This window comes from Nocardioides litoris, from assembly GCF_006346315.1.
GTDB lineage: Bacteria > Actinomycetota > Actinomycetes > Propionibacteriales > Nocardioidaceae > Nocardioides > Nocardioides litoris.
In genome coordinates this window covers 631447-643945 of sequence record NZ_VDMR01000002.1, presented here as the reverse complement: position 1 = coordinate 643945, position 12499 = coordinate 631447, and the positions used below count along the sequence as shown (strand labels likewise).

At 76.7% G+C, this 12499-nt stretch carries 14 protein-coding genes; 9 read left to right on the top strand and 5 right to left on the bottom strand.

What is annotated here, in order from left to right; all coding sequences use genetic code 11:
* Positions 1 to 240 precede the first annotated feature (240 nt).
* Positions 241 to 1002, bottom strand: a complete 762-nt coding sequence (locus FJQ57_RS11130) for a Fic family protein (protein WP_246081744.1) — start codon at positions 1000 to 1002, stop codon at positions 241 to 243.
* 66 nt (positions 1003 to 1068) lie between these two features.
* On the opposite strand from FJQ57_RS11130, the gene FJQ57_RS11125 reads away from it, so the two are divergent.
* The 6 genes from FJQ57_RS11125 to FJQ57_RS11100 are packed head-to-tail and all read left to right on the top strand — an operon-like array spanning position 1069 to position 6387.
* Positions 1069 to 2001 carry a class I SAM-dependent methyltransferase gene (locus FJQ57_RS11125; protein ID WP_139980150.1) on the top strand — a complete coding sequence of 311 codons (933 nt, stop codon included), beginning with the start codon at positions 1069 to 1071 and terminating at the stop codon, positions 1999 to 2001.
* A 10-nt stretch (positions 2002 to 2011) separates the two neighbouring features.
* A complete protein-coding gene (locus FJQ57_RS11120) occupies positions 2012 to 3139 on the top strand; it encodes a sensor histidine kinase (protein ID WP_139980148.1) in 1128 nt (375 codons plus the stop codon).
* Positions 3136 to 3879, top strand: a complete 744-nt coding sequence (locus FJQ57_RS11115) for a LytR/AlgR family response regulator transcription factor (protein WP_246081743.1) — start codon at positions 3136 to 3138, stop codon at positions 3877 to 3879. The genes FJQ57_RS11120 and FJQ57_RS11115 overlap by 4 nt, the downstream gene beginning before the upstream one ends.
* A gap of 31 nt (positions 3880 to 3910) precedes the next feature.
* The gene (locus tag FJQ57_RS23315) at positions 3911 to 4477 is read left to right on the top strand and encodes a type II toxin-antitoxin system PemK/MazF family toxin (RefSeq protein ID WP_139980147.1); all 567 of its coding nucleotides are present in this window, start codon (positions 3911 to 3913) and stop codon (positions 4475 to 4477) included.
* Between the two features lie 28 nt (positions 4478 to 4505).
* A complete protein-coding gene (locus tag FJQ57_RS11105; protein WP_139980145.1) occupies positions 4506 to 4892 on the top strand; it encodes a hypothetical protein in 387 nt (128 codons plus the stop codon).
* A gap of 4 nt (positions 4893 to 4896) precedes the next feature.
* Complete coding sequence (locus tag FJQ57_RS11100; protein ID WP_139980143.1) at positions 4897 to 6387, top strand: sodium/solute symporter; 1491 nt, start codon at positions 4897 to 4899, stop codon at positions 6385 to 6387.
* Here the strand turns inward: FJQ57_RS11100 and FJQ57_RS11095 are convergent.
* The 3 genes from FJQ57_RS11095 to FJQ57_RS11085 form a co-directional block, all read right to left on the bottom strand.
* On the bottom strand, positions 6384 to 7076 hold the full coding sequence (locus tag FJQ57_RS11095; RefSeq protein ID WP_170219385.1) for a sirohydrochlorin chelatase: 693 nt from the start codon (positions 7074 to 7076) through the stop codon (positions 6384 to 6386). The two genes, FJQ57_RS11100 and FJQ57_RS11095, sit on opposite strands and share 4 nt — an antisense overlap.
* Positions 7073 to 7927, bottom strand: a complete 855-nt coding sequence (locus FJQ57_RS11090) for a uroporphyrinogen-III synthase (protein WP_281284256.1) — start codon at positions 7925 to 7927, stop codon at positions 7073 to 7075. Before FJQ57_RS11090 ends, FJQ57_RS11095 begins: the two co-directional genes overlap by 4 nt.
* A gap of 106 nt (positions 7928 to 8033) precedes the next feature.
* Entirely contained in the window at positions 8034 to 8921 is an 888-nt protein-coding gene (locus tag FJQ57_RS11085) for a PDDEXK family nuclease (RefSeq protein WP_139980137.1), read from the bottom strand.
* Between the two features lie 109 nt (positions 8922 to 9030).
* Between FJQ57_RS11085 and FJQ57_RS11080 the strand changes: the two genes are divergently transcribed.
* Positions 9031 to 10005: a Rossmann-fold NAD(P)-binding domain-containing protein gene (locus FJQ57_RS11080; protein WP_139980135.1), complete on the top strand. Its 975-nt coding sequence runs from the start codon at positions 9031 to 9033 to the stop codon at positions 10003 to 10005.
* Between the two features lie 2 nt (positions 10006 to 10007).
* On the opposite strand, the gene FJQ57_RS11075 is transcribed toward FJQ57_RS11080, so the two are convergent.
* Positions 10008 to 10478: an OsmC family protein gene (locus FJQ57_RS11075; RefSeq protein ID WP_211348852.1), complete on the bottom strand. Its 471-nt coding sequence runs from the start codon at positions 10476 to 10478 to the stop codon at positions 10008 to 10010.
* Positions 10479 to 10580: 102 nt separating this feature from the next.
* Between FJQ57_RS11075 and FJQ57_RS11070 the strand changes: the two genes are divergently transcribed.
* Positions 10581 to 10964 carry a hypothetical protein gene (locus tag FJQ57_RS11070; RefSeq protein ID WP_139980132.1) on the top strand — a complete coding sequence of 128 codons (384 nt, stop codon included), beginning with the start codon at positions 10581 to 10583 and terminating at the stop codon, positions 10962 to 10964.
* Between the two features lie 29 nt (positions 10965 to 10993).
* Positions 10994 to 12466, top strand: coding sequence for a carboxyl transferase domain-containing protein (locus FJQ57_RS11065; RefSeq protein ID WP_139980130.1), 1473 nt, complete (start codon positions 10994 to 10996; stop codon positions 12464 to 12466).
* Positions 12467 to 12499: the final 33 nt, after the last annotated feature.

Sequence of the window (12499 nt, the reverse complement as noted above, 5' to 3'; positions counted from 1 at the left end):
AGTCTTGTGTCGCCGGTCACACCGGCGTACACATGGACGCAGCGGGACAACTCAAGAGCAGCACGTGAGCCGGGTACCCACGCGGCGATCCACCCTTCCGACAGGGCGCCTGTCTCCGGGACACTCCCGGGTCAGCAAGCAGAGAGTGCACGCTTGGTAGCCCAGGTCTCACGTGTCAGCGGTGGCGCTCGGGTCCTCGTGACCCGGGCGCCACCTGCATGTCCGGCCCCCGTCGACCGGCTACTCGGCCGACCGCCGCAGCGGGCTCGCCTCCGCGGCCGCGGCGTAGGCCTCCGCGGCATAGAGCGTCCAGGCGTGCACGCCGGCGGCACCGCCCTCGGCGTACCCCCGCAGGTTGGACTCGTACGCCGGCCGCAGGGCCAGGTGCCCGGCCTCGGGGACGACGAGCGACTTGGCGTCGACGCCGCGGGCGACGACGACGAGCCGCTCGACGGCGCGCGCCACGAGCCCGTTGTGGGAGGGGAACGGCGCCGCGGTGACCAGCTCGGCGTGCACCAGGGCGGCCACGAGCAGCGCCGGGGCCTCGGTGCGCGAGGTGAGCACGGAGGCGATGTCGCGCAGCCGGGCGGCCGACTCGGCGTCGCGCGGGCGGCCCAGCCGCTCGGCCTCGACCGAGCCGGCGCCGGCGAGGGCGTGGATGCGGGCCAGGGCCTGCAGCGGGGACCGGCCGAGCGTGGGCGCGAGCGAGAGCAGCTCGGTGGAGACCCGGACGCTGGCGACGGCGACCTCGTCGGCATCGCCCGCGCGCACCTGGGCCAGCGACGACGTCGACCCCTCGAGCACCGCGCTGGCGTGCGCGCCGCGCAGCAGCGACTCGGCGGTGGTCTCGGGCGAGGTGCGGCGCAGGCCCCGGTCGCGCAGCACGACGTCGATGCCGTCGCGCGCGGCGGCGTACGCCGACGGCACGCCCTCCAGCGTCACCAACCAGGCCAGCGGGTCGGACGGCCGGTCGGACGGCCGGTCGGGCGGGGTGGCGCTCACCGGGCGAGGCTACCGAGCCGCGCGTCGGCCACGGCGACACGGCCCGGCGCCGTACGATCGGGGCCGATGAGCGAGGACCTGCAGCGCCACGCCCGCTCGTTCGGCGGCGTGGCCGACGCCTACGACCGCGGCCGGCCGTCCTACCCCGACGACGCCGTGGCCTGGCTGGTGGGCGACCTCCCGGCGGGCGCGCAGGTCCTCGAGCTCGGCGCCGGCACGGGCAAGCTCACCGAGCGCCTCGTCGCCCTCGGCCACGACGTGCACGCCAGCGAGCCCGACGAGGCGATGCTGGCCGTGCTCCGCCGCCGGCTCCCCGACGTCGCGACGTCGCTGACCGGCGCGGAGGAGATCCCGCTGCCCGACGCCTCGGTCGACGTCGTCGTGGCCGCGCAGTGCCTGCACTGGTTCGACCCCGAGCGCGCGTACGCCGAGATCGCGCGGGTGCTGCGCCCCGGCGGCCACCTGGCCGCGGTGTGGAACGTCCGCGACGAACGCATCCCGTGGGTCCGCAAGCTCGGCCGCATCATCGGCACCCAGGACAACGTCGACCCGGCGGCCTCGACCGTGGCCGGGTCGGGCGAGTTCCACGCCGCCGAGCACGCGTCGTACAAGCACTGGCAGGTCGTCGACCGTCGCTCCATCCAGGACCTCGCCCGCTCGCGCAGCAACCTCGCCGTGCTCGACGAGGCCGCGCGGGAGCGGGTCGTCGACGACCTCCTCGCCCTCTACGACGACTACGGCCGCGGCATGGACGGCATGCAGCTGCCCTACCACGCCCGCTGCCTGCGGGCCCGGGTCGTCGACCGCCCGGCGCCGGCCGTGGTCGAGCCCGAGCCCGAGGCCGCCGCCGAGGGTCCGCCGACCTTCGAGCCGACGGTCCCGATCTCGCTCGTCAGCAGCGACGACCGGCGCGACCCGATGCACGACTCCGCCGACACCATCCCGCGGGTCGCGGCCGGGCTCGACGACACCGGCACCCTGCTCATCGACTTCCGCTGAGCGCCGGTCCGTGGCCCGCTGGCGCTGGCGCCGCCCCCACCTCGGCTCGGAGGCCGACCGGGCGACGTTCCGCACCCTGCACCGCGCGTCCCTGGCCTCGCCCGCGCTGCGCGAGGGCCTGACCGCCGACAGCGCCGAGCGCGCGTCGCGGCACCTGCGGGCGCTCCTGGGCGTGCCGGCCCTGGCCGTCACCGACACCGCCGGCTGCCTGGCCTGGGACGGCGCGGGCAGCCACCACGCCCCCCGGTTGCCGCTGCTGGTGCGGGCGACCCTCGAGCGTGGCCGCACCCGCAGCTTCGACCGCGGCGACCTGCCCTGCGACACCGGCGGCTGCGAGGTGCGCACCGCCGTGGTCAGCCCCCTCGTGGTCGAGGACCGCATCGTGGGCACCCTGGTCGCCTGCGCGCCGTACCAGACCGCCGGCCTGGCCCGGGCCGCCGAGGAGGTGGCCACCTGGGTCTCCGGGCAGCTCGCGCTGGCCGAGCTCGAGCTCTCGCGCACCCGGCTGGCCGAGGCCGAGGTGCGCGCGCTGCGGGCCCAGATCAGCCCGCACTTCATCTACAACTCCCTCGGCGCGATCGCCAGCTTCGTGCGCACCGACCCCGACCGCGCCCGCGAGCTGCTGCTGGAGTTCGCCGACTTCACCCGCTACTCCTTCCGCCGCCACGGCGACTACACGACCCTGGCCGAGGAGCTGCGCTCGATCGAGCGCTACCTGCTGCTCGAGCAGGCCCGCTTCGGCGACCGCCTGCAGGTGACGCTGAGCGTGGCGCCGGAGGTGCTGCCCGTGGCGGTGCCGTTCCTGTGCGTCCAGCCGCTCGTCGAGAACGCCGTGCGGCACGGCCTCGAGGGCGTCGCCGGCGCCTCCGGCGTCGGCCACGTGACCATCACCGCCCGCGACCGCGGCCAGGACTGCGTCATCGAGGTCGAGGACGACGGCGCCGGCGAGGACCCCGAGGTCGTCCGCCGGGCCCTGGCCGGCGACGCGGCCCTCGACTCGGTGGGCCTGGGCAACGTCGACGCGCGGCTGCGGGCGACGTACGGCGACGAGTACGGTCTCGTCGTCGAGACCGCCCCCGGGGCCGGGACGAAGGTGGTGGTGCGCGTGCCGAAGTTCGCCGCCGGGGTGTCGGCGTGACCGGCCCGACCGGCCTGACCAGTGGGCTGCGGGTGCTCGTCGTCGACGACGAGCGACCGGCCCTCGACGAGCTGGAGTGGCTGCTCTCCCACGACGAGCGGGTGGCCACGGTGCGCACCTGCGACTCCGCAACCGAGGGACTGCGGGTGCTGCGCGAGGACGCCGTCGACTGCGTGTTCCTCGACATCCAGATGCCGGGGCTGACCGGGCTCGAGCTGGCCGAGGTGCTGGGGCGCTTCCGCGAGCCGCCGCCGATCGTCTTCGTCACCGCCCACGAGGCGCACGCGGTCGAGGCCTTCGACCTGCGCGCCGTCGACTACGTGCTCAAGCCGGTGCGGGCCGAGCGGCTGGCCGAGGCCGTGCGGAGGGTCGTCGAGGGCGGCGACCGGACGCCGACCGCACCGGCCGACCTGCAGATCCCGGTCGAGCGGGGCGGCGTCACCCGCTTCGTGCCGCGCTCGGCGGTCACCCACGTCGAGGCGCAGGGCGACTACGCCCGGCTGCACACCTCGGCCGGCAGCCACCTGGTGCGGGTGCCGCTGTCGACGCTGGAGGAGGAGTGGGCCGCGGCCGGTTTCGTGCGCATCCACCGCTCGGTGCTGGTCGCGCTGGCCCACGTCAGCGAGGTCCGCACCGCCGCCGGCCGCACCTCGGTCGTCGTCGGCACCGGCCCCGCCGCCGTCGACCTGCCCGTGAGCCGCCGCAGCACCCGCGACCTGCGCGAGCGCCTGGCGCGCTGAGCCGACCGCGGCCGTGACCTAGGTTGGGCCGGTGGCCCGCTCCCGCACCGTCCAGCGGCTCGCCCGCGTCGTGGGCCTCGCCGCCCGCGCGCTGCGCGAGTCCGACCGCGCCCCCGGTACGCCGCCCCGTCGGCGCCCCAGGCCGGTCCCACCCTCGGCGCGCGGGCAGGCGCGCCCGGCGGCACCCGCCCCCGGCGGCGACTACCCGGGCGACTTCGACGGCGTGCCCGACCTGGTCTACGCCGCCGACCCCGACGGCCGGCCCGACCCGGGGGAGGTCGTGTGGACCTGGGTGCCCTACGAGGAGGACCACCGCCAGGGCAAGGACCGGCCCGTGCTCCTCGTGGGCCGCGACGGTCCGTGGCTGCTGGCCCTGGGGCTGACCAGCCAGGACCACGACCGCGACCAGGCGCAGGAGGCCCGCGCCGGACGCCACTGGTTCGACATCGGCGCCGGGGCGTGGGACCGGACCGGCCGGCCGAGCGAGGTGCGCCTGGACCGGGTCGTGCGCGTCGACCCCGCCGCCGTACGACGGGAGGGAGCGGCGCTCGACCGCGCACGGTTCGACGCCGTCGCGGCCGCCGTACGCGCTCTCTGACCGCACCGGGTGTGGTCGGATGACCGGCATGAGCACGACGCCCGAGGGGCCGCAGCGTCGGGTGCGGGTGACCGGGCCCGACCGGCGGGCCCAGCCGCGGCCGCGGCCGCGCACGGGCGACATCGACGAGGAGACACCGCTGGGCCGGGTCTACCTCGGCAGCCTGCTCCGCGCCCAGCTCGCCCTGGCGGCCCGCATCCTGGGCCTGCTGGCCCTGACCGTCGGCAGCCTGCCGCTGGTCTTCCACCTCGCGCCCGGGCTCGACGACGTCCGCGTGGCCGGGCTGCCGCTGGTGTGGCTGGTGCTCGGGGTGCTGGTCTACCCGTGGCTGGTGCTGCTCGGGTGGCGCTACGTGCGGCAGGCCGAGCGGCACGAGCACGACTTCGCCGAGCTCGTGGGCGAGCTCGACCGGTGAGCCCGTGAGCACCCTGCCCGGCTTCGTCGCCGTCGTCCTGGTCACCCTGGCCACGCTGGCGATCGGCACCTACGGCCTGCGCCTCTCGCGCACGACGAGCGACTTCTTCGTGGCCAGCCGCACGGTCCGGCCGGGTCTCAACGCGAGCGCGATCGGCGGGGAGTACCTCTCCGCCGCCTCCTTCCTCGGCGTCGCCGGCCTGCTGCTGACCTTCGGCGCCGAGATGCTCTGGTACCCCGTCGGCTGGACGGCCGGCTACCTCGTCCTGCTCGTGCTCGTCGCCGCGCCGCTGCGCCGCAGCGGCGCCTACACGCTGCCCGACTTCGCCGAGGCCCGCCTCGACTCCCGCCGCGTCCGCAACGTCTGCAGCCTGCTCGTCGTCGCCGTCGGCTGGCTCTACCTGCTGCCGCAGTTCGAGGGCGCCGGCCTGACCCTGGCCGCCGCCATCGACGCGCCGCGCTGGGTCGGTCCGGTCGTCGTCGGCCTCGTGGTGCTCGTCAGCGTCGGCTCCGGCGGCATGCGGAGCATCACCTTCGTGCAGGCCTTCCAGTACTGGCTCAAGCTCTCCGCCCTCCTCGTCCCCGCCGCCGTCCTGCTCGTGGTGTGGGCCGGCGACGACGCGGCCGGGCCCGCCCGCGCGACCGCCGACGGCTGGTCGGTGCCGCTCGCCGCCGGCGGCGCGCAGGGCCTCTACACGACGTACTCGCTGGTGCTGGCGACGTTCCTCGGCACCATGGGCCTGCCCCACGTCGTCGTGCGCTTCTACACCAACCCCGACGGTCGCGCGGCCCGGCGCACGACGCTGGTGGTGCTGGCGCTGCTCGGCGTCTTCTACGTCCTGCCACCGCTGTACGCCGCCCTCGGCCGCGCGTACGGCGCCGACCCGGCCGCCTCCGACAGCCTGGTCCTCGAGCTGCCGCGGCTGGTGGTGCCCGGCCCGCTCGGCGACGTGCTGACGGGCATGGTGACGGCGGGCGCGTTCGCAGCGTTCCTCTCGACGTCGTCGGGCCTGGCGGTGGCCGTCTCGGGCGTGCTGACCCAGGACGTCACCTCGCGGCGGCTGCCACGGCTCGGCGACCTGGCGGCCTTCCGGGTGGCGACGCTGGCCGCGGTCGCGGTGCCGATGACGGCCGCGCTCGTGCTGCCCGACTTCGGGGTCGCGCAGGCGGTCGGGCTGGCCTTCGCCGTGGCGGCGTCGACGTTCTGCCCGCTGCTGGTGCTCGGCATCTGGTGGCGGGGCCTGACACCGGCGGGAGCCGTCTCCGGGCTGCTCGTGGGCGGCGCCGGGTCGGTGCTGGCCGTCGCCTACACGCTGGCCGACGACCGCGGGTCGGGCTGGTTCGACACCCTGGCCGGGCAGCCCGCGGCGTGGTCGGTGCCGCTGGCCTTCGCCACGATGGTGCTGGTCTCGCGCCGCACCACGCCCCCGGCGCACGCGCGCCGTTTCATGGTGCGGCTGCACACCCCGGAGCAGGTCGAGCTCGACCGGTCCTAGGCGTCCTCGCGCCCGGCCAGCTCCAGGGCCCGCCGGCAGACGAGGTCGACGACCAGCTCCTGCGGGCCGATCACGTCGGCCACGAGGACGCCGTCGGGCACCTCCCGGGCGATGCGGTCGTGGAAGAACCCCGGCGAGAGCAGGTACGGCGACACCGCGTCACCCGGCCGCACGACCTCGGCCGGCCGGGTGCCGAGCCCCGACAGGGTGGCGAGCTCGACGGGCCCGTCCCAGGCGCGGGCCAGCAGCCCGACGGCGCCGACCTGGTCGGCGGTGGCCTGCTCGTCGCTCGACCCGGCGGCCACCAGCACCACCCGCTGGCCCGGCTGCGCGCCGGCCTCGCGGAGCCGGACGACCTGGGCCTGGGCCAGCGCCTCGTCGGGCCCGAGCTGCGGGCCGAGGACGACCTCGACCGAGGCGCCCGCGGCCGCCTCGGGCAGGTCGGTGCGCACGTGGAACCCGGTCGAGAGCAGCAGCGGCACGACCACCGTGCGCAGGGTCGCCGCGGCCGCGACGTCGGCGAAGAGGGGCTCCGACAGCTCGACGTACGACGCCACGGTGGGCACCCCGAGCCGGGCCTCGACGGCCTCGGCCAGGTGGCGGGTGACCTCGTTGCCGGCGGCGGTGCGGGTGCCGTGGGCGACGAGCACGACCTGCCAGTCGCCGACGGGGCGGTCGGGGGCGCTCACGCCGCACCGCCCGACCGCACCGTGCGCCGCCGGAGCAGCTCGGTCTCCAGCGCCCGGACCATGGCGACCAGGCGGGAGCGGTCGGGGGCGATCCAGGGCACGCCCCAGGGGGCGAACGCCGCCCCGCACACCGGCCCGACGCAGCAGGCGACGACGCCGTGGCGGGGGTCGCGGAAGGCCGCCGCGACCTCCTCGCCCCGTCCGTCCTCGTCCGCGGTGGCCATCAGGACCGCGACCGCGGGCGCGCTGGTGAAGGTCACCGCGTCGACGGTGCGGTCGGCGACCGCAGCGGCCAGGGCCCGCAGCGGGGCGAGGTCGGCGGCGGGCTCGGTGCGGTAGATCGGCACCGTCACCACCTCGGCCCCGCGTTCGCGCAGCACCTGCGCCGCCGAGGACAGCGACAGCCCGTGCTCCTGGAGGACGACCCGCACGCCGGTGAGGTCGCGACCGTGCAGGTGGGCCAGCACGTCGTCGAGGGCCTCCGACTCCGGCGACCACGCCTCGCGGAGGCCCCGCTGGCGCAGCGCGCCCACGCTCTTGGGGCCGCGCGCGAGCACCTCCGCCGCACCGAGGCGCGCGAGCAGGGCGTCGAGGGTGCCGTCGTCCTCGCAGGCCGCGAACCAGGTGCGCATCCCGACCCCGGTGGTCGCCACGAACACGTCGACGGGCGCGGCCAGCGCCTCGGCGGTCGCCGCCCGCAGCTCGGCCGGGTCGACCGAGGACCCACGCTCCGAGAGCGCGGGCGCGTGCACGGCCTCGGCGCCGCGCCGCTCGAGCAGGACGACCTGCTCCTCGACCTTGCGCCCGGCCGTCACCCCGACGCGGCACCCTGCCAGCGGCTGACCCGACATCATTCCCCCTCGTGTGCCTCCCGACCACCCTGGCACACCGGGCTCGGCCGTCCGCGTCGTACACGGACGTACAGGTTCGGCGGACACCGCCGCGACTGCCGCGCCCCTACGCGGTGGGGCAGCCGCAGGGCTGCCGACCTGTACGTCGCTGTACGACCGCGGAGAGGACGCCCACGCACCAGGCGGGATCGCCGAGCACGTCCTCGTAGGCGAACCGCAGCACCACCCACCCGTCGGCGACCAGCAGGTCGTAGCGCCGGGCGTCGCGGGCCAGCGCCGTCCGGTCACCGTGCCAGGCGAAGGAGTCGGCCTCGCAGACCAGGTCGAGCTCGCGGTCGACCAGGTCGGGTCGGACGGTCTGGCGTGCCGATCGCAGCACGACCTGCGGCACCACCGACAACCCGGGCACGTCGAGGCAGATCTCGCGCAGGGCCGACTCGAACGGCCCCGCCGACCGGTCGTCGGCGTGGGCGGAGACCCAGCGGGCCTGCGGAGCGCCGGGGCCGCTCACCGTGAGAGCGGCGCGTCGCAGGGTGGACGGAGGGACGCCGCGACGCAGCGCCGAGTCGGCGACGGCCAGGGCCTCCCGGCGGGGCAGGCGGGCCAGGCACATCCGCAGCGTGGCCTCGACCCCGGTGACGATGTCGTCGACGACGTCGAGCGGCTCGAGCGGGGTGTGCAGGAGCCGGACCCCGGCGCGTCGGTCCGGACCCACCTTGCGGCCGCGGGGCACCGCGACCTCGGGCACCTCCGGCGGGACCAGGACCTCCCACCCGTGGTGCAGCGCCGCGCTGCGGAGCGCGAGCACGCCGTGCAGTCCGTGGGCGCGCCGCACGGCGTCGCCGACCACCGGCAGGGCGTAGCGACCGCGACCCGCCACGACCACGTCGCCCCGGGCGAGCGCGGCGTCGACCTCCGCCCGCGGGCAGGCGGCGAGGAGCCGGGCCCGCGTCACGAACCCACCGGCCTCGACGACCCGCTGCACCACCGACATCCCGCGGACCCTGCCCGACCCCGCCCGACGACGCACCCGCTCCTCCACAGGCCTGCTGCCCACAGCGGAACCGCTTGCCCCGGCCCCACCGCTCCCGCACCGTGGGGCCATGCGACTCCTGGTGCTGGGCGGCACGGTGTTCCTGTCCGCGGCGGTGACGGCCGACGCGCTGGCCCGCGGCCACGAGGTGGTCTGCGCGTGCCGAGGTGCGTCGGGGTCGGTGCCCGACGGCGCCCGCCACGTGGCGTGGGACCGGGCCGGGCAGCCGCCCCCGGTCGAGGCGGTCGGCCCGGTCGACGCCGTGGTCGACGTGGCCCGCACGCCGTCGTGGGTGCGCGGCGCGGTGGCCGCGTGGCCGGACGCGCACTGGGTCTTCGTCTCCACCATCAACGTGTACGCCGACGACGCGGTCGCCTCCGACGGGCTCGTGGACGCCGAGCCCGCCGACGTCGACCTCGCCGTCTCGCCCGACTCCTACGGCCCGATGAAGGTCGCCTGCGAGCAGGCGGTCACGGCCGGCGCCACGTCGTCGGTGCTCGTGCGGCCCGGGCTGATCGTCGGGCCCGGCGACCCGTCGGGCCGGTTCGCCTACTGGCCCGAGCGCCTGGCCGACGCCGCCGACGGCGCGGAGGTCCTGGCCGGCGGGTCCCCCGACGACCGGGTGCAGGTGGTCGACGTGCGCGACCTCGCCGCCTGGCTGGTCTCCCTGGCCGAGCGCCGCACCACCGGCTCCTACGACGGCACCGGCCGCACCGTCCCCCTCGGCGACCTGCTGGCCGAGGTCGCCGCCGGCGTCGGCTCGCGCGCCCGGCTAACGTGGGTGCCGAGCGAGGAGCTCGAGCGGCACGGCGTCGAGCCGTGGGTCGGGCCGTCGGGCCTGCCGCTGTGGCTCCCCCGCCCGACGTACGACGGCATGATGGGGCGCGACGTCGAGGCGTCGTACGCCGCGGGGCTGGTGACCCGCCCGGTCGCCGAGACGGCCCGCGACACCCTGGCCTGGCTGCGCGCGCACCCCGACGCCACCCGCACCGGGCTGTCGCGCGAGCACGAGGCCCGGGTGCTGGCGGCCGCGGGGCGCGGCTGAGCTCAGACGGCGGCGGGCAGCGAGGATCGCGTCCAGTCGCTGTCGAAGCCCAGCCCGCTCCGCGTGAAGAGCTGGGTCACCGGGCAGCGGCGGGCGGTCTCGTCGGCGAACCGCGCGAACGTCTCCTCGTCGGCGTCGGTCTCGACCCGCACCCGCACGGTGACGCGGTCGAAGTTGGCGTTGCCCTCGGCGCCGCCGGCGATCACCGACGGGTCGAGGTCGCCGACGGCGTCGATGCTCCACGCGCCGAGGGTGATGCCGAGGTCCTTGGCCACCAGCGACCCGGTGACCTGGTGGCAGGAGGTGAGCGCGGCGAGCGCGTAGTACAGCGGGCTGGGCGCGGCGTCCTGGCCGCCGAAGGCGGGCAGCGCGTCGGTCTCGAACCGGTGGCCACCCGCCTCCACCGACTGGGCGACGCCGGTGCCGCTGGCGGTCACGGCGAACGGGACGGTCTGCTTCGGGGTCGTGGTCACGGGTCCTCCTGGGTCGGGCTGATAGGCAACCATCACAGTAGACATACAAGGCAACACACCGGAGGGTTCCGCCTGTCGGTGGCGCGGGCTAGCGTGCGTGGCGTGCAGCGAGCCCCGCACCAGAACGTCGCGACCGTGCTGGTCGACCCGACGATGCTGCGCGAGCTCGAGCTCGACCTGATGCCGCTCGACCTCTGGGTCTGGCCCGTGGCCACGGCGCCGATCTGTGCCGACGGCCCTCGCCAGGCGTTCCAGGTCAGGCGCCGGCTCGTCGAGGCCCGCCGCGGCGCGTGGGACCTGGCCGCGGAGTGGACGCCGGTCTGGATCTCCTTCGGCGACAGCTGGACCACCGGCGCGGAGCCCCTGCCCTGGGCCGCGCACGCCGCCCTGTGGGACAAGCTCGGCGAGCACGCCTCCCACGTGCGCTTCCGCAAGCGCCTGGGCGGCGTGCCGCGCCTGAGCTCGCCGCTGGACCGCGCCGGCTGAGCGCCTCCCGCGCCACTATCTTCGCGGCCATGCCGCGCCCCTCCGCCCGCGACCTCATCCACCTCGTGCTCGACGAGGGGTCCTGGACCACGTGGGACGAGCGCCCGGTGCGCCGCCGCGTCTCCCAGGAGTACGCCGCCGAGCTGGTGGCCGCCGAGGAGCGCTCGGGCGTCGACGAGTCGGTCGTGACCGGCGAGGGCCGGCTGCGGGGCCGGCGGGTGGCCGCGATCGTGGGCGAGTTCGGGTTCCTGGCCGGGTCGATCGGCCGGGCCAGCGCCGACCGGATCGTCGCCGCCGTCGAGCGGGCCACCGAGGCCGGCCTGCCGCTGGTCGCCGCCCCGGTGAGCGGCGGCACCCGCATGCAGGAGGGCACGCCGGCCTTCGTGCAGATGGTCCGCATCTCCCAGGCCGTGGCCGCCCACAAGGCCGCGGGCCTGCCCTACCTGGTCTACCTGCGCCACCCCACCACCGGCGGCGTCATGGCCTCGTGGGGCTCGCTGGGCCACGTCACCGTCGCCGAGCCGGGGGCCCTGGTCGGGTTCCTCGGGCCCCGGGTCTACTCCGCGCTCTACGGCAGGGACTTCCCCGAGGGCGTGCAGACCTCGGAGAACCTCTACGCCCGCGGCATCATCGACGCCGTCGTCGCCGTCGAGGACATCCCCGACATCCTCGACCGCGCCCTCGCGGTCCTCCTCGCGCCGCGCGAGGTGGTCCCCTCCTCGCCCGCACCCACCGACGAGCCGGTGCCCGACGTCGACACCTGGGACGCCGTCACCCGGTCCCGCCGGCCCGACCGGCCCGGCGTACGCCGCCTGCTGCGGTACGCCGCCGGCGACGTCGTCCCGCTCAACGGCACCGGCCAGGGCGAGCAGGACCCGGGGCTGCTCATCGCGCTGGCCCGCTTCGGCCAGGCGCCGTGCGTGTTCCTCGGGCAGGACCGGCGGGGGCAGACCGCCGACCACCCGATGGGGCCGCAGGCCCTGCGGGAGGCCCGGCGCGGGTTCCGGCTGGCCAGCGAGCTCGGGCTGCCGCTGGTCACGGTCATCGACACCCAGGGCGCGGCGCTCTCGCCCGAGGCCGAGAACGGCGGCCTGGCCGGCGAGATCGCCCGCTGCCTGGCCGAGCTGGTCTCCCTGCCGGCGCCCACGCTGTGCCTGATGCTGGGCGAGGGCAACGGCGGGGGCGCGCTGGCCTTCCTGCCCGCCGACCGCGTGGTCGCCGCCCAGCACGCCTGGCTCTCCCCGCTGCCCCCCGAGGGCGCGAGCGCCATCGTGCACCGCGACCTCGACCACGCCCCCGAGATGGCCCGCAAGCAGCAGGTGCGCGCGATCGACCTGCACCGCCTCGGCGTCGTCGACCGGGTGGTCGCCGAGCGGCCCGACGCCGCCGACGAGGCCGAGGCGTTCTGCCAGCGGGTCGGCGCGGTGCTCGAGCACGAGCTGGCCGCGCTGCTCCGCTCCGGTCCCGGTACGCCGGCCGACCGGGCGCGCCGCTACACCTAGGACCCTGCGCTGGACCCGGCGCTGGACCCGGCG

Coding starts and splice junctions, on each gene's coding strand:
- FJQ57_RS11125 (WP_139980150.1), top strand. CDS start 1,069: ATGAGCGAGGACCTGCAGCGCCACGCCCGCTCGTTCGGCGGCGTGGCC.
- FJQ57_RS11105 (WP_139980145.1), top strand. CDS start 4,506: ATGAGCACGACGCCCGAGGGGCCGCAGCGTCGGGTGCGGGTGACCGGG.
- FJQ57_RS11090 (WP_281284256.1), bottom strand. CDS start 7,927: ATGTCGGGTCAGCCGCTGGCAGGGTGCCGCGTCGGGGTGACGGCCGGG.
- FJQ57_RS11085 (WP_139980137.1), bottom strand. CDS start 8,921: ATGTCGGTGGTGCAGCGGGTCGTCGAGGCCGGTGGGTTCGTGACGCGG.
- FJQ57_RS11080 (WP_139980135.1), top strand. CDS start 9,031: ATGCGACTCCTGGTGCTGGGCGGCACGGTGTTCCTGTCCGCGGCGGTG.
- FJQ57_RS11065 (WP_139980130.1), top strand. CDS start 10,994: ATGCCGCGCCCCTCCGCCCGCGACCTCATCCACCTCGTGCTCGACGAG.